Origin of the sequence: Phytohabitans maris (assembly GCF_031085175.1) — a bacterium.
Classification (GTDB): Bacteria; Actinomycetota; Actinomycetes; order Mycobacteriales; family Micromonosporaceae; genus Phytohabitans; species Phytohabitans maris.
On the sequence record NZ_JAVHUY010000053.1, the window covers coordinates 1 to 20449 of the forward strand.

Annotated in this window: 25 protein-coding genes and 1 pseudogene; 23 read left to right on the forward strand and 3 right to left on the reverse strand. The window is 68.9% G+C overall.

Annotated elements, in window-relative coordinates; genetic code table 11:
• The 8 genes and pseudogenes from RB614_RS37445 to RB614_RS37480 all read left to right on the forward strand — a co-directional run.
• A pseudogene (locus RB614_RS37445) lies at positions 1-538 on the forward strand (amino acid permease); the annotation flags it as partial.
• A gap of 47 nt (positions 539-585) precedes the next feature.
• Complete coding sequence (locus RB614_RS37450) at positions 586-1254, forward strand: GNAT family N-acetyltransferase (protein WP_308716373.1); 669 nt, start codon at positions 586-588, stop codon at positions 1252-1254.
• A 395-nt stretch (positions 1255-1649) separates the two neighbouring features.
• A complete protein-coding gene (locus tag RB614_RS37455; RefSeq protein ID WP_308717448.1) occupies positions 1650-2162 on the forward strand; it encodes a hypothetical protein in 513 nt (170 codons plus the stop codon).
• 195 nt (positions 2163-2357) lie between these two features.
• Entirely contained in the window at positions 2358-3287 is a 930-nt protein-coding gene (locus RB614_RS37460) for a hypothetical protein (RefSeq protein ID WP_308717449.1), read from the forward strand.
• A gap of 369 nt (positions 3288-3656) precedes the next feature.
• Positions 3657-4109, forward strand: a complete 453-nt coding sequence (locus RB614_RS37465) for an SAM-dependent methyltransferase (protein WP_308717450.1) — start codon at positions 3657-3659, stop codon at positions 4107-4109.
• A 37-nt stretch (positions 4110-4146) separates the two neighbouring features.
• On the forward strand, positions 4147-4566 hold the full coding sequence (locus RB614_RS37470; protein ID WP_308717451.1) for an SAM-dependent methyltransferase: 420 nt from the start codon (positions 4147-4149) through the stop codon (positions 4564-4566).
• A complete protein-coding gene (locus RB614_RS37475) occupies positions 4563-4889 on the forward strand; it encodes a hypothetical protein (protein WP_308717452.1) in 327 nt (108 codons plus the stop codon). Before RB614_RS37470 ends, RB614_RS37475 begins: the two co-directional genes overlap by 4 nt.
• 245 nt (positions 4890-5134) lie before the next feature.
• Positions 5135-5773, forward strand: coding sequence for a hypothetical protein (locus RB614_RS37480; protein WP_308717453.1), 639 nt, complete (start codon positions 5135-5137; stop codon positions 5771-5773).
• 423 nt (positions 5774-6196) lie between these two features.
• Here RB614_RS37480 and RB614_RS37485 read toward each other — a convergent pair whose 3' ends face one another.
• The 3 genes from RB614_RS37485 to RB614_RS37495 all read right to left on the reverse strand — a co-directional run bounded on the left by RB614_RS37485 (position 6197) and on the right by RB614_RS37495 (position 9645).
• Complete coding sequence (locus RB614_RS37485) at positions 6197-7018, reverse strand: hypothetical protein (protein WP_308717454.1); 822 nt, start codon at positions 7016-7018, stop codon at positions 6197-6199.
• Positions 7019-7502: 484 nt separating this feature from the next.
• On the reverse strand, positions 7503-8672 hold the full coding sequence (locus tag RB614_RS37490) for a hypothetical protein (protein ID WP_308717455.1): 1170 nt from the start codon (positions 8670-8672) through the stop codon (positions 7503-7505).
• Complete coding sequence (locus RB614_RS37495) at positions 8659-9645, reverse strand: hypothetical protein (protein ID WP_308717456.1); 987 nt, start codon at positions 9643-9645, stop codon at positions 8659-8661. The genes RB614_RS37490 and RB614_RS37495 overlap by 14 nt, the downstream gene beginning before the upstream one ends.
• 307 nt (positions 9646-9952) lie before the next feature.
• On the opposite strand from RB614_RS37495, the gene RB614_RS37500 reads away from it, so the two are divergent.
• The 15 genes from RB614_RS37500 (at position 9953) to RB614_RS37570 (ending at position 20425) form a co-directional block, all read left to right on the forward strand.
• Positions 9953-10774 (forward strand): hypothetical protein, encoded by an 822-nt coding sequence (locus RB614_RS37500; RefSeq protein ID WP_308717457.1) that lies wholly within the window; start codon positions 9953-9955, stop codon positions 10772-10774.
• 70 nt (positions 10775-10844) lie between these two features.
• Complete coding sequence (locus RB614_RS37505) at positions 10845-11303, forward strand: single-stranded DNA-binding protein (protein WP_308717458.1); 459 nt, start codon at positions 10845-10847, stop codon at positions 11301-11303.
• Between the two features lie 2 nt (positions 11304-11305).
• Positions 11306-12169, forward strand: a complete 864-nt coding sequence (locus RB614_RS37510; RefSeq protein WP_308717459.1) for an FtsK/SpoIIIE domain-containing protein — start codon at positions 11306-11308, stop codon at positions 12167-12169.
• A 57-nt stretch (positions 12170-12226) separates the two neighbouring features.
• Positions 12227-12613: a hypothetical protein gene (locus RB614_RS37515; RefSeq protein WP_308717460.1), complete on the forward strand. Its 387-nt coding sequence runs from the start codon at positions 12227-12229 to the stop codon at positions 12611-12613.
• A gap of 16 nt (positions 12614-12629) precedes the next feature.
• Positions 12630-12959 carry a glycosyltransferase family protein gene (locus RB614_RS37520; RefSeq protein WP_308717461.1) on the forward strand — a complete coding sequence of 110 codons (330 nt, stop codon included), beginning with the start codon at positions 12630-12632 and terminating at the stop codon, positions 12957-12959.
• 124 nt (positions 12960-13083) lie between these two features.
• Positions 13084-13719, forward strand: a complete 636-nt coding sequence (locus RB614_RS37525) for a DUF6197 family protein (protein WP_308717462.1) — start codon at positions 13084-13086, stop codon at positions 13717-13719.
• The gene (locus RB614_RS37530) at positions 13716-13943 is read left to right on the forward strand and encodes a hypothetical protein (protein ID WP_308717463.1); all 228 of its coding nucleotides are present in this window, start codon (positions 13716-13718) and stop codon (positions 13941-13943) included. The genes RB614_RS37525 and RB614_RS37530 overlap by 4 nt, the downstream gene beginning before the upstream one ends.
• Positions 13940-14245: a hypothetical protein gene (locus tag RB614_RS37535; protein WP_308717464.1), complete on the forward strand. Its 306-nt coding sequence runs from the start codon at positions 13940-13942 to the stop codon at positions 14243-14245. Before RB614_RS37530 ends, RB614_RS37535 begins: the two co-directional genes overlap by 4 nt.
• A complete protein-coding gene (locus RB614_RS37540; RefSeq protein WP_308717465.1) occupies positions 14242-14913 on the forward strand; it encodes a hypothetical protein in 672 nt (223 codons plus the stop codon). Before RB614_RS37535 ends, RB614_RS37540 begins: the two co-directional genes overlap by 4 nt.
• Positions 14910-15326, forward strand: a complete 417-nt coding sequence (locus tag RB614_RS37545; protein WP_308717466.1) for a DUF6197 family protein — start codon at positions 14910-14912, stop codon at positions 15324-15326. The genes RB614_RS37540 and RB614_RS37545 overlap by 4 nt, the downstream gene beginning before the upstream one ends.
• Positions 15323-15778 carry a DUF3307 domain-containing protein gene (locus tag RB614_RS37550; protein WP_308717467.1) on the forward strand — a complete coding sequence of 152 codons (456 nt, stop codon included), beginning with the start codon at positions 15323-15325 and terminating at the stop codon, positions 15776-15778. Before RB614_RS37545 ends, RB614_RS37550 begins: the two co-directional genes overlap by 4 nt.
• Positions 15775-16854 carry a hypothetical protein gene (locus RB614_RS37555; protein ID WP_308717468.1) on the forward strand — a complete coding sequence of 360 codons (1080 nt, stop codon included), beginning with the start codon at positions 15775-15777 and terminating at the stop codon, positions 16852-16854. Before RB614_RS37550 ends, RB614_RS37555 begins: the two co-directional genes overlap by 4 nt.
• The gene (locus tag RB614_RS37560) at positions 16851-18473 is read left to right on the forward strand and encodes a replication initiator (protein WP_428983188.1); all 1623 of its coding nucleotides are present in this window, start codon (positions 16851-16853) and stop codon (positions 18471-18473) included. Before RB614_RS37555 ends, RB614_RS37560 begins: the two co-directional genes overlap by 4 nt.
• A gap of 72 nt (positions 18474-18545) precedes the next feature.
• A complete protein-coding gene (locus RB614_RS37565; protein WP_308717470.1) occupies positions 18546-18899 on the forward strand; it encodes a helix-turn-helix domain-containing protein in 354 nt (117 codons plus the stop codon).
• 5 nt (positions 18900-18904) lie between these two features.
• Entirely contained in the window at positions 18905-20425 is a 1521-nt protein-coding gene (locus RB614_RS37570) for a LacI family DNA-binding transcriptional regulator (protein ID WP_308717471.1), read from the forward strand.
• Positions 20426-20449: the final 24 nt, after the last annotated feature.

The window sequence follows — 20449 nt, forward strand, 5'->3', positions numbered from 1 at the left end:
CCGCTACCTGTACGCGTTGGGCCGCGAAGGTGTCCTGCCCGCCGTGTTGGGCACTGCGGGACGGCACACCGGTGCACCCGCCCGTGCGTCCCTGGTGCATAGCCTCATCGCGGTCGTGGTGTTGGTCGGCTACCTCGCGGCCGGGTTCGACGACCCGCTGACCCACCTGCTGTTCTGGGGGACCGTGGCGGGCGGGTTCGGTGTGCTGATCCTGATGACCGCCACCAGCGTCGCGGTGATCGTCTACTTCCACCGGACCCCGTTCACCGGCGAGACCGCCTTGCACCGGCGGGTCGCCCCGACGATCTCCGGGGTGCTGCTGGCCGTCGTCCTGGTTGCCAGCCTGGACCAGTTCCCCATCCTGCTCGACGTCGATCCCGGCTCGCCGGCCCGGTGGGTGATTCCCGGCGGCTACCTGGCCGCCGCTCTGGCCGGGCTGGCGTTGGCGGCTTGGCTGCACCGTACCCGCCCCGACGTGTACGCCCGGGTCGGCAGCGGCGCCGACGCACCCACCACCGCCGCTTCGGTGAACCGCTGATGAAGACCCCCGCTTCGACCGACGACACCTGTGAGGAAACCCCTGCCGTGACCGACACACCCGCCGGCCCGCACGTCCGTATCGCCACCAGCGCGGACACCGACCAGATCACCAAGATCCTGGTCGAGGCGTTCCTGGACACCCCCGACGCCCCGTGGCTGATACCCGACCGGGACGAACGCCGCACCGTCTACCAGCGGCTGTGCCGCGCGCTGGTCGGCTTCACCCTCGCACACGGCTACATCGAAGTCACCGACCCGGTCGACGCGGCCTCGGTCTGGTTCGACTACGCCTACACCCCACCGGACCTGGCCGCCTACGACCAGCTCCGCACCACCGCCTGCGGCCCGTACGCGGACCGGTTCCGGCTCCTCGACGACACCTTCGCCGCCCACCATCCCCGCACACCGCACCACTACCTGGCCTGGCTCGGCGTCCACCCGGACCGGCAGTGCACCGGCCTGGGCAGCGCGTTGCTGCGCCACCGCAACGAGCGACTCGACACGGCGGGCCTGCCCGCCTACCTGGTCGCCACCTCGTCCGGTGCGGTCGACCTGTACGTCCGGCATGGCTACCAACCACGTCGGGGGACCCCGTTTTTCCTTCCCGATAGCGGACCGCCGATGTGGGGGATGGTGCGACGTGCTGTCGCACACGATGAGCGGACATCGCAGATTGGAGGGTCGACGGTGGTCGACGGCGTCGTTCCAGGCTAGTGCTCGAAACCTGTACCGGCGTGCGTGCATGGGTCCTGCTCACTACCCGACTGGAGGCCACGCCGACAACAACCCGTCTTGGCGCTCCACTATGGACTGTCTGCCGGCCGGATTTCCCCCCATCCGGCGGGCGGACAACCGGTCGGGGTCGAAGGGAAGCGCAGTGGCAGCACCCCGAACCACCCGCCTCCCCGGGCCGGGCGTGCCCACGCCGCGTCTGGACTGCACCCTTCGACCCCGACCACCCGCCGCCCAGACCGTGCAGCCGCGCAATGCCCCGGCGACCTCGATCGCGGCGCGGCCCTGTCCCCGCAAACGGGTGGTGATCGGTCGTGCCGAGCGGTTCGTGGCTACCGGCGGCATCGAACCGGCACCCCAAGGGAGGAAGCGTATTCATGGACGAACGTGACGACGATCTGGTACGGCAGCAGGTGCTGGCGTGCCGTCCCGCTGCGGTGGTGCAACCACGGCAGGCGACCGCGGCGCAGCTGCGCGCCCGGGCCGAGGCCCGCCTTCTGGTTCCGGCTGCGGCTGCGGCGGTGACCGAACAGCAGCGGCGGTTTGTCTCCAGCAGCGGGCCGGTTGCGGCGTCGATGGGTCGGTGGACGACGCGCTCGGCGGGGGTCGGGAACGCCGGCGGGTGGAGGGCTGCCGGTGCAGCGGGTGCGGCTGGCTCCAGATCCGAGCGGGCGGGTGGTGTCGCCGGCTACCGCGCGGTCGCAGCCGTGCGGCGCCGGCTCGATCGGCACGTCGCCGAGAGCACCGGCCCCACGGTGCGGGACATCCTGCGTTCACAGACCCCGCATAGACCGACCCACAACGCCAAGGAGGCCGATCGTGACCGAGACCGTCCAGACTGCTGCCGTGGTGGCTGCCTGTCGGTCGTCTTCGGAGGCGTTGACGGTTGAGCGGGCCCACGTGGTGATGCGGGAGCACCTGCGGTGTGCGACCGCCTGCTGCCCGCAGCGGCGGACGGCGCTGGCCGTTCTGGTCGAGGCCGGCCGTTACCGCCTTGCTTCGCCCTGACCGCGATCCAACCCGTTGTACAGCCCTGTCCAGTGCCCGGCTGGCTTCCGCCCGCTATATCGATTGAGGACTTCCTGTTGACCGAAGTTGTGACACCGTCGGCCCTGGCCCACCCGCGCCGGACTGCGCTGGTCGTGGCCGGGATGCTGCTGCTTGCCGTGGCGGTGGTGGGGGTGTGGGTTTCTGAGCCGGACCCGTGTCGGGCCGGGGCCGTCGCCGCGCTGGGTACCCGTCCGTCTGGCGGTTTTCGGTCTGTGCGGCCGGTTCCGGCGCGCGAACACTTGCTGCGGATGGCCGGTTCGGTCACTACCGTGCCGGCGGAGTCTGAGGCGGGGGTGGCTTACCATCATCAGCGGCGCTGGATCCTGGATACCACCGGCACGCCGGCCCGGTCGGGGGTCTGCGAGGACACCCCGGCGGTGTTCGCGGTCGACATCCGCCGGTGGGAAGCGGTGGACGGCTCCGGCCGGGGCATCGAGGTGGAGAACTGGCCGGACTACGCCTTGACCGGCGCCCACCCGGGTTTTCGTAGTACCGGCGCCGAGTTCGCCGCCGGGACGACAAGGCGTATCGACTATCCGGTGGGGAACCGGCGCAGTCCGATCACCGTACCGTTGGCGAGCGACTCGGCCGGGTTGGCGGCCCAGCTGGCCGCGGTTGATCCGATGCCGGATGGGCCGCAGGCGATGGTGCGTGCGGTGGACGAGTTGTACGCCTCGCACTACGTGGATCTGCCGGTGCGTCGTGCCGTTTTTCAGGTTCTGGCCGACGTTGCTGGGCTGTCGTTCAGCTCGGGGGTGGCGGATCGGCTGGGCCGCACCGGTGACGCGGTCGTCTACACGGCTGCTGGTGTGGAGTACCTGCTGGTGTTCGACCCGGCCACCGGTCGGCTGTTGGCCTCGCAGCAACGCTCGACCGGCGGGCATGAGTATCTGCCGGCGCCGCCCGGGCTGGTCCGCTACTACATCTTGTATGTCGAGCAGGGCCGCCGGCCGGTACTGGGGTGAGGGACGGCGTTGGTGATGCCCACGATGCTTCTGGCCAGCCCCGGTGGCCAACACCCGCACGGCGCCGCCGCCCGCCCCCCGGCCGGCTCAGCGGTGGCCCGTGCCGCCCGGCCGCGACGACTCCGAACGTCGGGCCGCGGCACGCCGGGGTGGTACGCCGCCCGCCACACCCCCGGGGGGGGCGGCGGACCCCCCCGGCGCCGCCGGCCCGGCCCCGGGCCCCCCCGCCGCCCCCCCCCCCCCCCGGGGGCCCGCCCCCCCCGGGGGGGCCCCCCCCCCCCCCCCCCCCGGGGGGGGGGCGCCCCCCCCCCCCGGCGCAGACGACCCGGCCCCGGTCCGCAGGTCGATGGTGGGCGGGTGGTGGTGGCGGTGAGTGACGCGAACGGTTGGGGGCCGTCGGAGGTCGACGTGGAGCGGCCGAACGCGGCCCGCATGTACGACTACCTGCTCGGCGGCGGCCACCACTTCCACGCCGATCGGGAAGCCGCCCACCGGGTGCTGGCGGTCGCGCCGGAGGTAAGGGTCACGGCGCACGCCAACCGTGGGTTCCTGCGCCGCGCGGTGACGTACGCGGCGGAGCATGGTGTGCGCCAGTTCCTCGACCTGGGCTCGGGCATCCCCGCGGCCGGAAACGTGCACGAGGTCGCTCAAGCGGTCGCCCCGCAGGCTCGGGTTGTGTATGTCGACAACGAGCCGGTCGCGGTGGCGCACGCGCGCGCCGTACTCGCCGGTGTGTCCAACACCGGGGTGGTCCAGGCCGACATCCGCGAGCCGGCGACGGTCCTGGGCCACGATCACACCCGTCGCCTGATCGACTTCTGATATCGGCGGCCTGGTCGCCGAGTTTCGCCGGCCGCTGGTGGCCGGCAGCTATCTGGTGGTTTCGCACGCCAGCCGCACCGAAGCCACCGCCCGAACCGACAGTGTCCAGCGGGTGTACGCGGGTACCCCGACGCCGTTGCAGGTGCGGACGCGCCGCCAGATCCGGAGCCTGTTCGACGGCCTCGACCTGGTCCACCCCACCCCGGCCGGGGGCGGACCTGCCGACCTGGTACCGGTCACCGACTGGCGCACCGACCCGGCTGATGCCGGGCTGGCGCCGGAGGTTGCCGGGAGCCCGTTCGTGGCGGGATTCCTGGCCGCCGCCGGCCGCGTACCGACACGACCAGCGGTCGCGGGTGGGCGTGCGGCGCACGCCGGCGAGGAAACCGTCCACGTCGACCCGTCCGGGACGTCGAGCCCGGCGTCCGCCCATACCTGGAAGGGGATCAGGGCATGACACGACCAGCCGGCACCCGCGCCACCGTCCCGGCAGCGGCCGCCGGATGGAAGATCACCGGCACCGGGGTGGCCAAGCCGTCCCACCACATTCGGGTCGCCGGCCGCCACTCGCTGGCCAGGGTCGTCGTGTTGGCCGCCCGGATCCACGAACGCCGCACGGACCGCAAGCCGCCGGAGGTCGAAGCCGGGCTGCGCGAGGGCGACGCCATGCGGATCTTCGGCTGGAAGACCCGGGCCATGCTCGACCGGTACGCCGCCGACGCCGCACAACGCCGCGCGGTCAAGGCCGCCCGCCGGCTCTCGCACGCCGACCGGATCTAGCCGCGATCTAACCGCCACATCGACCCTGTCAACTACCCCCAACCCATCCTCCCAAGGACACTGGACTGCATGAAGTGCGAGCGCGGCCTCCGCCTGGCCCCAACAGACGCTCCACCGGCTCGGCGCCGGCGCCGGCTCGTGGCCGTTGCGCATCGTCACCGAGTTGTAGGTGTTCGGCTCGTTCGCCCACGGGGACGCACCTCACGGCCCGCCAGCGGCGGCGCCCAATCGACAGGAGTCACGAGGTGACCGCCCTATCCGACCGCCGCAAGTTCAAGGACCTCGCCGCCAAGCTCCACGACGCGGCCGCCGCACGCGGCCTTATCCTCTACGACGGAGCCGCGGAGGCATTCCTTGCCGAGCGCATCCGGCAGGTCGCGACGGCCCTGGGCATCAGCCAACACCAAGCCCTGCTGCGGGGGTTTGACGACGATGACGTCGTACCCTCACTCGTCGGCGTCCTCGCCGACGGCTACGCACGCCTCGACGCCGTCTACGACAACGCCTCCCCGATCCTGCTGCCCGTAGCGCAGGCGGCCCGCATCGTGGCCGCCTGCGGCCAAGCCGCCCTGCACGCCGACTTCAACCGCGCCGCCAACCCGGCCCGAAGCGCCGCCACCGTCGAGAACGCAGCCGCGGCGATCACCACCATCGCCGTGGCCATCGAACGCGTCGGCAGCAGCACGGCGGCTGTCATCGAGGCAGCCGCCGTCATCCAGGCACGCTTCGCGATGACCACGCTGGCCGACAACCTCGCCAGCGGCACTTGGGCCTCCGGCGGGGACACCGACGAACAGCGGCGCGCCCGCGCCCAACGCATGCGCCAGACCGTCACCCGCGACCTGCAGCTACTACCACCAGCGCCCGACACCACCGTCGGCTAACCCTGACGTCCAGACATCGATTACGCCCGGCACGCCAACGACTAGAGCGTGCCGGGCGCTGTCGGCCAGCCACCTGGCGCCCAAACCCGCTACCTGCCCGCGGCGTGACACCACAACGGGGGAGCGGGCAGGCGGCGCCGGGGGCGCTAGATGATCTCTGCTCCCATTTTGCTCCCAATGTAAGTAGCAGAAGTGAAACGGCTCATTACCTCTGGATCGGTAACGAGCCGCTGACCTGCGAAAACTCTAGTGGGCGATACTGGGTTTGAACCAGTGACCTCTTCCGTGTCAACTAGGTCAAGTTCGATCCGCCACGTGGACCGATGGCTATATAGCCTGCTCGCGCTGGTGGTAGCCATTGGTTTGACGCTGCTTGTCAGAGTGGTCCATTATAAGATCGTCTCCCAGATTTCTCCCAGTCGGTCAGGCGACGTCTGGCGGGGCGGTGCGTTGTGGCTGGCTTGTTTCGGATGGCTGGGCCTTGCGCTTCGGCTGGCGTTCTGTTTCGAACAGACGTGCTTGGTAGGCCATCCGTACTGGGGCGCCGTGTGGCGGCGGAGCCGGCCATGCCAGGTGGGGTGTGCGCTGGTACCGATAGCCTCCGTCGCCGGGCGTTCGCACGCGTCGTACGCGAAGTTCAACGAGGCCGACTGTGGGCGGCACGACGATGGTCGACTGTCCGAACCACCTGACCCAGATCGCGACTGCTCCCGCTTCCGCCTCGGCGATGAGCTTGTCAAGGGACCGCCGCTTGGTGTGTCGGTCGATCTCGATTGCGAGTTTCACGCCGTTCGGGTGTCGGCCAACGATATCGATCAGGCCGGGCCATTCGAATCCTCGGCGGCTGGTACGGGTGTACCGGGACGGAACCTCGCGGTCGCATGCGAACTGGTACTGCTCGGCCCACCGAGCCACCTCGACGGTCAACAGGGACGTAACCTCGGCTGCGGTGAGGTCGAACGCGAGCGGCGCGAGCCATCCGGCCAACGAGCTGGTCGCATTCGTCAGTCGCCTGTGCCGCGCGTGATCGTCCATATCCGCTCTCCCCGGATCGCCGATATTGACGATAATCGTGAGCCGCGTGAATACGTGAGTAGCAATAGCGCGGTTTGGCGATGGGCGGTGCTTCCCGGTGGCGTAGGCGTCGCCCGGCCGGACCGCGCCGACCTTGTCCAGGCTGGAGCGCCCTACTGGACGAACGACCTGGACAAGGTCGGCGCGGTCTGGCTGCCTGTGGTGCGTCATCGGGAACGCACGTACAGACCTGTCCTCTTCCCGGAGCGTCCGGGGCGGCTGGAAGCCGCGCCTCGCCGGCGAGGCGGGTCTTCCCTCGGGCCGAATAGGCCCGGCCTCGCCGGCGAGGCGACCCGCCCGTGTTCCGATCACCGCGACTGCCCGGGGGCGCGAGACGCGCACGGACATGGCGGTATCGTCGTACCCGCGCGGCGTCCGGGTCCGCCGTAGCGCCTGTCTCGAATCTGGCCGAGCCCAGTGTTGCGCCTTCCCGGCGAACGCTGGGTTTCGTCGTGCGCGCTGGCGGCCCGTGACGGGCCGGGTCGCCGCGCCTAGCCGAAGGCGACCAGGCGCGGCGCGGTCCCGGATCCAGCGCGGCGCGGGCCGCAGGCCCGCCTTGAAGACGTACAGAAAGTTCTCACAGCGTCGCCGGCAGCCGGCCGGCAGCCGGCAGCCGAGCTGTCGACATCGCCGGCAGCCGGCCGGCCTCACAGGGCTATCCCTGTGGTCCAGGGCCACCGATCTGCGGACCATCTGGCCACAGGGTGGTTAGGTCGCTCGGTGTCAGTGGCCGGCGATAAGCTGCGCGCAGTACCTCAGTAGCGTTCGGCTCGGCTTGCTCTGCCAACGAGACGAACCAGTCGATTCCGGCAGGGTAGGACCACAGGTAAGTCCGAAGCTGGGGACTCACCGCGCGGTCGCTGAGGGTATCGCCGATGTCCTCTTGGGACCAGAACGGAACGCGTGCCTGCGCAACGCGTACGCAGTCCTCGATGCTGGTGCCGTTGTTGATGGCAAGGTGGAGCTCGGCGCGTACCAACTGGGTGAAGTGGGCTATCCGCACGCGGGCGGTCACCTCTTCGTCATCGGGGATAACGAAGAGCGGGAGTGCTTGGGCAAGTCCTTCCATGAGGACCTGTTGGGGAGCGTGGACCGACAACAGCCTCACCCACGGCACGTCCTCTGTGGCGCATCGAGCGGAGTAGCTCGCTCCCTTGAGCGCGTGGCCCAGGACCTCATGTAGCGCAAAGACGCGAGCCTGTACCTCTGTGAACTGCGCGCGTCGAAGGTTGAGACGAAGCCGCGCGTCCTTGCCGATGCCGTCTAGCCAGTAGCTCCAATATGCGTCGATGTCGGCTGCCTCGACCGTGAGCGCAAACGGTGCATCGGTGTCGACCAGCGTGCGGACGGTGGGCTCCAGCTCGGCTGCCTCGCGGCGGATCGCGGCAGGTGCTTGGTCCGTGGTGAGCTGACCCTCGCGCTCCGCCAGCCGGTTAGGGGTGTGTGCATCCCACTCCACGCCCAGGCGCTCGACGCTGGCGCGTGCCTCGGCTCCGCGATGGGCGATGTACTCCGGTGACCATCCGAGGCAGTGACATCCCTGCGTCTGCTGAACGTACTCGGCTAGGGGTGCACGCTCGCCGAGAAGTGCTCGGAGGTAGGCGATGTCACTCTGAAGCCGGACGCGTACCGCTTCCTCGTTCCTGTCCCGGCTCTGCTCGTGGAGACGTTGAAGGGCGAGAAGAACCTCCAGACGACTGCCGGCGGGCTCGGGCGCTTCCTCAACCGGGTGACAGTCGTAGTCGATCACGGGAGCGGTGCCGCGTGCGCGTTCGTACGCGTCCCAGGCCCGGAGAGTAGCTTCAACCTGGTCACGCAGTCGCACGGTCAACATCCCATCGCAGGGTTACGCTCTGATTCGGTCGTAGGTAGTCACGAGTCACGCTCATTACGATGTCATCGTCCTCGTAGTCCCACAACAGGTCCTCCGAGGCGAAGCTTTCCGAACCGTCGGGGTGCTCTTCGAGCGCCGAGCAGTGACTCAGTGTTCCCGCTGCCTGGTGGCGGACTTGAACCGATAGGTGACGGGTGAAGCGTTGGACGGACTGACGCCAGTAGAGCTGGTCCAAGAACTGGCCGCCTTCGGACTCGTATCCCAGAACCGCTGACTCGCCGGGCTGGATCGCCGGCGAAATTTGACAGGCGAACTTTACGAGGGTCGGCGTGTCGTGAACGCGCTGAATAGCAACCCGTCGTCCACCATTTGATGTCGGGGTTATAGACAAGCTGCCCTTGGTGTAGCGGAACCACAATTCTCGTGGGATTCGCGTGATCGGCTTGGCCGTCAGGTTCAGTACCTCGTGTTCGTAGGCAACATGTGCCCAGCCTTCACCGTCAATGTCGATCTGGACTCGCATCGAAAGCTCAACCACGCTTCCCGACAGGCCCGCAAGCAGCAAGGTTTCCTCGTCAGACAGGCGCCTGGCCTTTTGTAGTTCGAGAAGTCGCTGACCCAAGCCGCGGCTTACCGGGTCAACGTCGCCGTTCGTTGGAGCTAACCGAGTGGGGATGCTGGCGGGTTCACTCTTGGTGGAGGGTCCCCACTCCACGTCTTCCTCTGCGGGGGCACTGAGGCCCTGGGCGACTCTCTGGAAGATGTCAGGTCTGGACGATGTCCCCGACACTTCAAACAACTGTTGGGCCGTATGGCCAGGAAGCATCGCTTCCAGAATCCGGCAGTGATCGGGATACGGGAGACCTTTCAAATTTCCGGATAGCCACCGGTGAAGCTGCGCACGACTCGGCCAAGTGCCGACCAACTGAGGGTCGATCTTCCGTGCGGCCTTGTCGTACTCCATGCAGAACGTTCGGTACGTCTGCCAGTGTCGTTCTTGGAGAAGAGCCTTGAGCAGGATTGAGCCAGACAAAGCCGCGTCCACCTTTCGGCTTGCCGATCAAGATAGTCAATGTTACCACAAGACGCGACACAGACGAGACACTGGGCGACATCGAAGTTTGGAGCGCGATATAGGCGCTCTGGAGAGGCGACATCGGTAGCGCGCACGATGGCTTCACCGCAAAGAGCAGTCGTCCACTGGGGACGTGGCTTGTGGTTTGGAGGTGATGTCCGTGCTAGGAGGCAGGTTGTTTGGTCCCCGGCCTGGGGTGATCACGGTGGTTGATCCGCCGGTGTCGGCGTCGTATGCGAGGAAGGCGCGGGTTGCGTTCTTCGCGGTGTCGTCGGTGGTCGGGGTGTCGACCGCGGCGGTGTCGGCGGTGTTTCTGCATCCGGTGTTGGCTGTGGCGCTGGGCGTCGTGGCTGGTCTGGTGTGCGGGGTTCCGGCGGCACTGGTGACGCTGGCGTGGCCGGTGCTGCGGGTGCTGTGGTGGTGGTCGTTCGAAGCCGTCATCGTGGCGTTCGTGGTGTTGGGGCCGGCGTTGCTGGCCGACCTCACGCATCCGTTGCTGGCGTTGGGCTTCGTGCTGGCGCTGGCCGGGGTGTGCGCCCTGGCCCGTCCGGTCCGTTGCTGGCTGGTGGCGTGGTCGTGGTGTCTGGTGGTCCGGCACCGGCTGCGGGTGTGCTTCGCCGATGTGATCCGGTCTTCGGCGACGCGGAACCGGTCTGCGGTGTTGCCGCTGATCCTGTGGGCGCGGCCGACGCCGGCTGGTGAGCGGGTTTGGGTGTGGCTTCGGCCGGGTCTGGACCAGTCCGATCTGGAGGGCAAGACCGGCAAGGTCGCGGTCTCCTGCTGGGCAGGCGAGGCACGGATCGTGCGCGCCTCACCGAGGTTCGCCGCGCTGGTGCGGGTGGACCTGACCCGCCGCGACCCCCTCGCCGGGACGATCGCGTCGCCGCTGGCCGTGTTCATCGGCCACATCCGCAACGAGGCGGCTACGCCGGTGTCTCCGGCTGTGCCGCCGGTTGGCCTGGACCTGGCCGACGTTCCCGAAGTCCCGGCCGAGCAGCCGCGTGGGGGTCGTCGGTGACCATCCACAGTGCCCTGCCGGGTGTCCGTGTCCGTGATGGACAAAACCGTTCTGTGAAGGAGTGCCAGTAGTGGCAAACGAAACGACCCTGACCGTGGTCGGGAACCTGACCGCCGACCCGGAGCTGCGGTTCACCCCGGCGGGGGTGGCGCTGGTGAAGTTCACCATCGCCTCGACCCCGCGTACGTTCGACCGGCAGTCCGGGCAGTGGAGCGACGGCGAGCCGTTGTTCCTGACCTGCACGGCGTGGCGGGACATGGCCGAGAACATCGCCGAGTCCCTGACCCGGGGCACCCGCGTGGTGGTCTCGGGCCGGTTGAAGCTGTCGCGTTGGGAGACGCCGGAGGGGGAGAAGCGTTCGGCGTACGGCCTGGACGTGGACGAGGTCGGCCCGTCGCTGCGCTTCGCGCAGGCGAAGGTGACCAAGATGTCCCGTACCCGTTCCTCGGACGGGTTCACCCCGGACGCCCCGCCGGATGACGCCTGGTCGATCCCGGCCGGTGGGGCGAACGCTGGGCAGGCGGCCTGATCATGTCGCCTGTTCTGGTCGCCACCACCCCGGACGACACGGCGGTGCCGCTCGGCCCGACCCTGTCGATCTTCGACCCGGTGTATATCGGGATCGATGAGTTCGGCCACCCGGTCACGGTGCCGCTGATCTACCGCAACCTGTTGATCGGCGGTGAACCGGGTAGCGGTAAGTCGGCGCTGCTGAACGCTGTTGTGGCGCATGCCGCGTTGTCGTTGGACTGCCGGCTGTGCCTGCTGGACGCCAAGCGGGTCGAGTTGGGCCAGTGGCGGCGGTGCGCGGACGCGTTCGTGGGTCCAAGCCTGCCAGACGCGTTGGCTCTGCTGTCCCGACTACAGATCATGATGGACCGCCGGTACGACTACCTGGAGGAGTGCGAACGCCGGAAGGTCGTGCCGGATGACCGGTACATCACCCCGTATCTGATCGCGCTCGATGAGTTCGCCTACTACTCGGCCACGGTCGGCAAGAAGGCGCAGCGGGAGGAGTTCTCCGAACTGCTGCGTGACCTGGTCGCCCGGGGCCGGGCGGCCGGGATCATCGTGGTCGCCGCGACGCAACGCCCGTCGTCGGACATTATCCCGACCTCGTTGCGGGATCTGTTCGCGTGGCGGTTCGCCGGCCGGTGCACGACCGACTCGTCATCCGACATCGTGCTCGGTCACGGCAAGGCGCAGCAGGGCTGGACGGCAAACACTATCTCGCCGACCAACCCCGGCGCCGGGCTGCTGATCGCGGAGGGCGGCACACCGCAACTGGTCAAGGTCGCCTACCTGGACGACGCGACCTGCGCGGCTATCGCCCGTTACGCGGCCACCCTCCGCAACACCGTGGCCAGCAAGCCGCAGCCGAGGGTCGCCGCCTAAAGGCTCCGGTCCCGAATCCGGGACAGGGGAAACCAACCCATGAAGGAGGGCCATCGTATGGCCAAGCACCTGCCGGTCACTCAGCCGGCACCACAGGTCATCCACTACCTCGACCCGGCCAACCCGACCGGCGGCTTGCAGCCGTTGACCGAGCGGGAGCTGGCCGAGCGGCGTAAGCGGGACCAGATCCTCTACACCCGCTGGCTGCTGCGTCGGGCCGAGCTGGCCGAGCGGGACCGTAAGGTCCGCCGGTTCTGGCTCGGGTTCGGCGTCACCGCCGGCCTGGGTGTGCTCGGCGCTGGCACCGCGTTCGTGTGGTGGGTGGCGACGGCGGCCGCCTCGATCGGTCTGGGCCTGCTGGCCATCCCCGCCGTGATCCTCACGGTTGGTGGGCTGGCGGTCGGCGGTCACAAGTGCGTCACCATCGTCCAGCACTGGCACTGACCGGAGGCATACAGAGATGACCACCGATCAGAACAGCGGACGCCGGGAGTTCTACGCGGCGGTGGCGCTGACCGATCTACCGATGCCGGAGCGGGTCTCGTTCGAGCCCGGTCACGTGCGGCTGGTGTTCGACACGATCGCCGCGTGCACCGCCTGGGCGCAGGCGTTCGGCGTCGAGCTGGTCACCTGGCAGGACGCCGATCGGACGGGTCACGTCCACGGCTACGGCGACTTCGTGGGCCGCAGGGTGTGCCTGATGGGTCGCGATCTGCCACCGGTATCCGAACCGGCCTTGACCGGCGCGACCCGCGTCCGGTTGGAGGCCCTGACCACGGAGGTGGCTTAGCCCACCCCTGCCCTATCCCTGCTGGATGGGCCGGCAACACCGGACACAGCCCTGACAAAGCGATCCGGCGCGGCCGACCCAAACACCAACCCGATTCCCCATCCGAAGGAGAGGAGGCGGCGTTATGCAGCCTACCCAAAACCTGGTCACCGAACCGGTGATCACGCCGGCTGACACCCTGCGGGGTGCGGCCTTGTACCTGATCCGGCACGGCTGGCACCAGCGCGACCTGTTCGACCTGACCAACCCGGAGGTCGCTTTCCCGCCCGCGTGCGGGCTGGGCGGCATCCGGATGGCCACGATCGGCCGCGCCGAGGTGACCGCCGACCTGGTCACGGACGAGGCGGTCGCGAACTTCGACCAGGCGGTGATGGCGTTCGCCGATCACCTGTTCACCGACTATGGCCAGCCGGACCCGACCGCTTCGGCGGGCGCGGACGACATGCCGTGGCCGGAGCAGATCGTGGCGGACTGGAACGACGCCTACGACCGCAACGTCTCCCAGGTCGTCGCCGCCCTTCAGGGTGCGGCTTACCAGTGGGACAACCGGCACGGCCGTCTGGCCTGCTGCGGACAACCGCAGCCGGACGAGACCCCTACGTCGGCCTGTTCGAGGTGCCAGTACCTGCACGGGGACACCGAACCGTGCTGGTTCGACGCCTGCACGAACTGCGGCGGCCCGTACACGTTCGGGCCGTCGACCAGTGACCTGTGCGGGACGTGCGCTCACGCCACCGGCTTCGACGGCGGTGCGGCATGAGCAACGGTCTGTTCAAGTGGACACCGGCCCGGCTGATCAACACCGGTGACGTCATCTACGGCGACGTCAACCGGTTCCAGGTCATCGACTGTGACCCGGTGATCCCGTGCCGGCGTATCGTGCTGACCCTGGTCGACCTGGACACCGGCCGGCAGCGGGAGTTTCGGGTCCGCTGGAATGACGAGTACCCGGTCGCCCACCCCAATGCCGGGGGTGGCCGGTGAGCAAGAACACCGTCAAGCCCGGCTTGACATCTCGTCGCCGTAACCGGCGTGCCCGCAACCGCATGTGGGTGCGGGTGGTCCGGCTGGTGTTCCGGTTCCTGACCGGCCGCCCGCTGGACGGACGCCGGCACTGCAACGGCAGCTTCTGGCGCCGGGGTACCCGCCGGGTCGGCTACCCGCCCTACCTCATTACGTGGGGCTGGTGGAACCTGGCCGCCGGCTGGCAACGAGCCACCATCCGCCTGTCAGCCCTGCTCCTGACGGTACTGGCGGTGCGGATCCTGCTGGGGGTGGTCGCATGACCGCCACCGGCAAGCCGGCACCACGGCGTAAGCGGGCCGCTCAGCCGGTGGAGAACGCCAAGTTCGACGCGTTCGTGCGCCGGATCCTGCGGGCGTACGGGCGTCGGGTCGCCGCCGGCGACATCGAAGCCCTCGCCAGTCTGGCGCGGCTGTCGTCGGAGGTCGACGCGACCACCCGGCTCGCTGTAGCGAGTCTGAAGAACGGTCCCTACAAGTATTCGTGGCAGGAGATCGCCGACCGGCTGGGCACCTCCCGGCAGGCCGCGCAGATGCGCTACGGCGACAAACCCGCCACCGGCGCCACCCTGGACCGCCGCCTCGTCGAGGCCGGCATGGGTGTCACCGTCGCCACCCTGGTGGAGGTCTTCGCCGACCACCACCCGGGTGTCCCGGCCGCCTCGGTCTGTCCCGGGTGCGGCTTCCGCTACACCGACAAACAGACCGCCTGCCCCAGCTACGCGACGGTCCGGCCACTGCTGTACCGGCGCCGGCACGAAGACCAAAAGGCGGTCAACCAACTCACCACCGACCAAACCGATGACCTGCACGGCCGCAGCACCACACGCAAGCGTGCGGCGGCCCGGCAGGCCACCCGACCGACCTCGCCTCCACCGCGCGCGATCCCAACGAGCCTGTTCGACGCGCACAACCCGGAGGTGACGTCATGAACCCTGTCCCTACCACCAACCCCGTTCAGGTTCTCCGCAACGCGGCGGACTACCTGGAAGCCAACGGCTGGACCCAGCTCGCGTTCTTCCGGTTCGCCGGGGGCGAGCCGCCTGCGGCTTGCTCTGCCGGTGCGATCCAGATCGCGGTGACCGGCGGACCGGTGGACGTGTTCGCCGACAACTACCGCCAGAACCCGGCGAACAGCCGACAGTTCGCGGCGGTACTGGAAGCGATCGACGTGCTGGTGTCACACCTGCGCCGAGAGCACCACACGGCCGCGTTGACGTCGATGTTCGCGGCGTCCGCGCTGGCTAGGTGGAACGACCGGACCGGCCGCACTTTGGCCGAGGTGGTCACCGCGATGCGGGAAGCCGCCGACCGGCACGACACCGCAGGCGGTGGTGCGCGATGACGCATACCCAAACCGCGACGTTCGCTGTGGTCTTCGTGGCGTTCTACGCCGCCCATATGGTGGCCGACCACTGGGTGCAGACCCAATGGCAAGCCGACCACAAAGGACACCCTGGGTGGATAGGCCGTACCGCCTGCGCCGCCCACGTCCTGACCTATACCTACACCACGCTGGCCGCTGTCGGGCTCGCTGTCTGGCGTCTCGACCTTGACTTGGCCTACGGCAACCTCGCCGCTGGTCTGGCCATCTCGGCGGTCAGCCACTACATCGCCGACCGGCGTACACCGCTACGCCGGATCGCCAAGCTGACCGGGTCCGGCCGCTTCTACACCCTGGGCACACCCCGCCCAGGCAAGGACGACAACCCATCACTTGGTACCGGCGCGTACGCCCTAGACCAGTCGTGGCACATCGGCTGGTTGTTCCTGTCGGCTTTGGTGGTGGCCGGATGACCACCACCGCGACCACATCCAAGCCCGTCACGGGTGAGCCTCGCTTGGCGTCGTTCGCCTCGTGGGCGGTCCTGGTCGCCTCGTTCGGCCTGTCCGCTACCACGTGGGTGGCCCTGGCCGTCCTGGCCGGCTTCACCGGCGAGGTCACCATCAAGGGCGTCACCGTGCTGAAGATGGCGTGGCTGATGCCGGTCGCGATCGACGGCTACGTCGTCGTCGCGCTGGTGCTGTGGATGTCACCCGTCCCGGCCAAGGTGGCCGCGTTCGCCAAGAAGAACACCTACGGTGCGGCACTGCTCGGTGTCGCCGCCCAGTCGGCGTACCACCTGCTGCACACCGCATCCACCACCGATGAAACCTGGCGCGTGGTCCTGGCCGCGATCGTCGGCGCTGCGCCGCCGTCCGTCGCCGCCGGGGCCGTGCACATGCGCGCCCTGATCCGCCGGGAAAGCAACACCAAGCCCGGCACCGTACCCGAGTCGTCGTCAACGCCGACGCACGACCAACCGTCCACACACGACAACTCCGCCGTACCGGCACCTGTCGCCGACACGGCACCACCATCCACCCCGGACAGTGGCCGCAAGGCCACCACCGGACGGGACCCCAACCTGGTCCCGGTGGTCATCAAGGTTCCGGCCGAACCGGTACCGACCCCGGCCGCCGTCGCCGCCCGCATCACCAAGACACCACAAGCCAGCACCCGCACCAATCAGGCCACCGTACCGGCGCAGACCGCCCGACCCACCCGTTCGCCTCGGCCGCACAAACCGGCACCACCGGCATCAAAGTTGGCACCGTCCACCACCGACACCCCTGTCACCGAGTCGGACCGTGCACAACTCACCTTGCCCGTGGTCGCCGGCGACGTGCTGGCCAAGGCCGAACGAGCGGCACGGCAGTACCGCACCGAACACGGCGTCCCGATCCGGCCGGCGCAACTGGCCGCGCGTATCAAGGTGACCAGCGAGGAAGCGGCACAGGCCCTGGCCGTACTCAACCTCGGCCCGAACCCCCCAACCACACCCGCCCCGACCGTCAACGGCAACCGCCCCAAGGGCGGCACGTCCCGGTGACTGTCTCGACGCTGACCGTCGTACCCGAAGCATCCGCTTCGGGTACGGCCCCATGCGCCGAGCCACCCACCATCGCCACCCCTGATCGACCAGACAGCCTAGGAAGCCTGGTCGACCCCGGCGGCAGGGTCCCCGCCTGGTGGTCCCGCTCCCCGGACCAACGCCTCCAGGCACTGGCCCGCACGACCCGACCGGACTACCACGACTGGCTCACCCATGTGCGACCGGCCGCCGGATGCATCCGGCCTATCCGGCTGGCCGGCACCACCCTCACCCTCGAAGCCGGCACCGGACGCGTACTAGCCACAATGGACACCGCCGGCATGCCGGATGGGGTGATCCTCAAACCCTGCGGCAACCGCCGCGCCACGGTCTGCCCCACCTGCTCCAAACGCTACCAACGCGACGCGTACCAGGTCGTCCGCTCCGGCCTGATCGGCGGCAAAGGCGTCCCCGAGCACGTGGCCACCCACCCGGCCGTGTTCCCTACGTTGACTGCCCCCTCGTTCGGGCAGGTCCACACTCGCCACGTCAAGCGGCATACGTGTGAGAGTCGGCGTCGCTGCGACTGCCGGCCCGAACCCTGCCACCCCCGCCGCGACGCCCCGATCTGCCCGCACGGGACGCCGTTGGTCTGCTACGCCCGACACGAAGAGACCGACCGGCGGCTCGGCACCGCCTTGTGCCCGGACTGCTACGACTACGACGCCCAAGTCGTCTGGAACGTGCAGGCCGGCGAACTGTGGCGCCGCACCACCATCGCCGTCAACCGCCACCTACACCGGCTCACCCGCGCCCGTGGCATCCCGGACATCCCCGACTACTACCTCAGCCGGGGCAAGGTCCGCATCCGCTGGAAGCCACCGTTCCGGCTCTCCTTCGGCAAAGCCGCCGAGATGCAACGACGCGGCGTCGTCCACTTCCACGGCATCGTCCGCCTCGACGGCAACGACCCCACCGACCCGACCCGCATCATCCCACCCCCACCGGCCATCGACGCCGACGACCTCAAAGCAGCCATCGACCACGCCGCCCGAACAGTCACCTTCACCACCAACCCCCACCCGGCCCGCCCGGAGGGCTGGCAGATCGGCTGGGGCGACCAAATCCTGACCAAAGTCATCACGGTCACCGGGCGAGGCGAGATCACCGACGCCCAGGTCGCCGCCTACGTAGCCAAGTACGCCACCAAATCCACCGAGGCCACCGGCCACACCTCCGCCCGCCTCACCGACGACACCGTCAACCTCTACGCGGACGGCGACGGCACCCACACCGAACGCCTCATCGAAGCCTGCTGGCAACTGGGCCAACCCCGCGACTGGCGACGGCTACGCCGCTGGGCACACATGCTCGGCTTCGGCGGCCACTTCCTCACCAAATCCCGCCGCTACTCCGTCACCTTCACCATCCTGCGCCAACAACGCATCACCTACCGCCGCACCCAAACCAGCGGACCGGAGCAGACCACACCCGGCGAGCAACCGACCACGCTTGTCGTCAACTTCCTCCAATTCGTCGGCACAGGCTGGCACACCACCGCCGACGCCCTACTCGCCAACACCTCAGCCGCACTCGCCCGCGAACACCAACCGGAACAGCTCCTAACGCCCACCTAGGACCGATGTGCGATCGCAAGAACACCGTCAAGCAAACCTTGACACCAAACGGCGAGAGGAGAATCGGCCGCCATGACCAGCACCACCCCGCCCGGTGACGGCTTCTACCGGCCCGCAGAGGTCGCACAGAAGCTGCGCTGTTCCGAGTGGTGGGTCAAGGAACAGGCCCGCAACCGCCGCATCCCGTACCGCTGGATCGGCGGCAGCTACCTATTCACCGACGAAGACATCGCCGAGATTCTCCGCCTGTTCAAACGCGAGCCGCTCGCCCCGGTGCCCTCGATCCCCACACCGCGACGCTCACCCGAGCAACCGTCCGATATGGAGTCCCGACGTCCCGGGTTTCGGCTCACGGCGCGCGTGCCACGTCGAGCACGCACCGCCACGGCGGACAACTCGGCACGCCAGCGAAAGGAAGGGCACTAGACCCGATGGGATACGCGGAGAAGCGCGGTGACTGGTGGCGTGGCCGGTACAAGATCGTGGCCGGCAAGTACGGCACGGTCAAGGATGACACCGGTGCCGTCATTCGCTTCCGCACCCGACGCGAGGCCGAGAGAGCCGCCAACGACGCCGAAGCGAGGGTGCGGGCTGGCACATGGCGCGACCGCAGCGCCGGGCGGATTACCTTCGGCGAGTACGCCAACACTTGGTATGAGCGGCAGGACCTGGCCGCCTCGACAATGCAGAACTACCGGCGCCGGTTGGAGGAGCATCTGCTGCCGGCGTTCGAGGGATACGAGCTCGGCGCGATCGGCCCGGACGACATCGCGAAGTGGGAGAAGCGGGAACGAGCGGCCGGCTATGCCGCGTCCAGTATCCGCTCTTGGCGTGCGCTGCTTCATCTCATCTTGGCGGACGCTGCCGACCCGTCCGAAGGGCTCATCCCGTCTAACCCTGCGGCGAAGCGCCGTGGGCGCGGTCGGCGTGTGGGGCGTTCCCAGCATCGGGGTGCCGAGAAGGCGATTACGGACGCGCTCGGCATCCTGCTCATCGCGGAGCGGGCCGCGTTGCTGTCGGGCCGGGATGACGAGTTCGTCGCCGTGGTGCTGCTCGGGTTCACGGGGATGCGGTGGGGTGAGTTGGTCGGGCTGGAAGCTCCGTATGTACGCCCGAACGGCGTCCGGGTGGAGTGGCAGCTCTACGAGCTGGACAACGGCGAGTTTCACCGCTGCCCACCCAAGGATGAGTCTCGCCGTCTGATCCTCGCGCCTGGGTGGCTGGTCGACCTCGTCATGGATCACATCGCCCGCACCCGACCGGCCGTCTGCGCGTGCCATGGGTTCCGGTACGCGTTCAGCGGGCACCGGACGGTCAACGACGCGGCCCGCCAGACCGGCCCAGGGCTTGCTGATGTCGCACGCCGAGCCGGCGTGTCGGTCGGCACCGTTTCCGGCGTTCTCAACCAGCGCTCCACGGTTGCCGAGGCGACCGGCGCCCGGGTCCAGAAGGCGATCGCTGACCTCGGCTACGTCCGAGGCGCCGTGACCGGCACGCTCGCGCCGCACTGGCGCCGCAACGGCTTCGCTACCTGGCTGTTCCAACCGGCCGCCACGGGCTGGTACCCGGACAAGGCGCCCCGGAAGACGCGGCCGGTGCCCGTGCTGGCCGACCCCTGGCCGGGTGTCCCGGTGCGGGGGCGGAACGCGGCCGGGCGGGCTGATGCCTGCTGGGTACCGATCGCGCCCGGTTTGACTCCGCATGGGCTGCGTCACACGTACAAGACCCTCATGGTCGAACTGGGCACGCCGTCGAAGCTCATGGACGCGCAGATGGGGCACGCGGACGGGTCTGTGGGAGCGCTGTACGCCCATGTCACTCAGACGATGATCCAACGGCTGCTCGATGGCCTGACGGAGTTGTGGACGGCCGCGCTGGGGGAGCGGCGCAAGCTCAGCGCGGGCTCGCCGGTTGCGGTCCTGGATCGCCTGCTCCAGGAGGGTGAGCTATGAGCCAACTCGCAAGATCGTCTCCCA

Excerpts from the sequence above, each read along its gene's own strand:
- RB614_RS37550 (WP_308717467.1), top strand. The coding sequence starts at position 15,323 with ATGACGCATACCCAAACCGCGACGTTCGCTGTGGTCTTCGTGGCGTTC.
- RB614_RS37495 (WP_308717456.1), bottom strand. The coding sequence starts at position 9,645 with ATGGAGTACGACAAGGCCGCACGGAAGATCGACCCTCAGTTGGTCGGC.
- RB614_RS37475 (WP_308717452.1), top strand. The coding sequence starts at position 4,563 with ATGACACGACCAGCCGGCACCCGCGCCACCGTCCCGGCAGCGGCCGCC.
- RB614_RS37525 (WP_308717462.1), top strand. The coding sequence starts at position 13,084 with ATGCAGCCTACCCAAAACCTGGTCACCGAACCGGTGATCACGCCGGCT.
- RB614_RS37485 (WP_308717454.1), bottom strand. The coding sequence starts at position 7,018 with ATGACGCACCACAGGCAGCCAGACCGCGCCGACCTTGTCCAGGTCGTT.
- RB614_RS37510 (WP_308717459.1), top strand. The coding sequence starts at position 11,306 with ATGTCGCCTGTTCTGGTCGCCACCACCCCGGACGACACGGCGGTGCCG.
- RB614_RS37545 (WP_308717466.1), top strand. The coding sequence starts at position 14,910 with ATGAACCCTGTCCCTACCACCAACCCCGTTCAGGTTCTCCGCAACGCG.
- RB614_RS37455 (WP_308717448.1), top strand. The coding sequence starts at position 1,650 with ATGGACGAACGTGACGACGATCTGGTACGGCAGCAGGTGCTGGCGTGC.
- RB614_RS37570 (WP_308717471.1), top strand. The coding sequence starts at position 18,905 with ATGGGATACGCGGAGAAGCGCGGTGACTGGTGGCGTGGCCGGTACAAG.
- RB614_RS37565 (WP_308717470.1), top strand. The coding sequence starts at position 18,546 with ATGACCAGCACCACCCCGCCCGGTGACGGCTTCTACCGGCCCGCAGAG.
- RB614_RS37540 (WP_308717465.1), top strand. The coding sequence starts at position 14,242 with ATGACCGCCACCGGCAAGCCGGCACCACGGCGTAAGCGGGCCGCTCAG.
- RB614_RS37520 (WP_308717461.1), top strand. The coding sequence starts at position 12,630 with ATGACCACCGATCAGAACAGCGGACGCCGGGAGTTCTACGCGGCGGTG.
- RB614_RS37515 (WP_308717460.1), top strand. The coding sequence starts at position 12,227 with ATGGCCAAGCACCTGCCGGTCACTCAGCCGGCACCACAGGTCATCCAC.
- RB614_RS37555 (WP_308717468.1), top strand. The coding sequence starts at position 15,775 with ATGACCACCACCGCGACCACATCCAAGCCCGTCACGGGTGAGCCTCGC.
- RB614_RS37530 (WP_308717463.1), top strand. The coding sequence starts at position 13,716 with ATGAGCAACGGTCTGTTCAAGTGGACACCGGCCCGGCTGATCAACACC.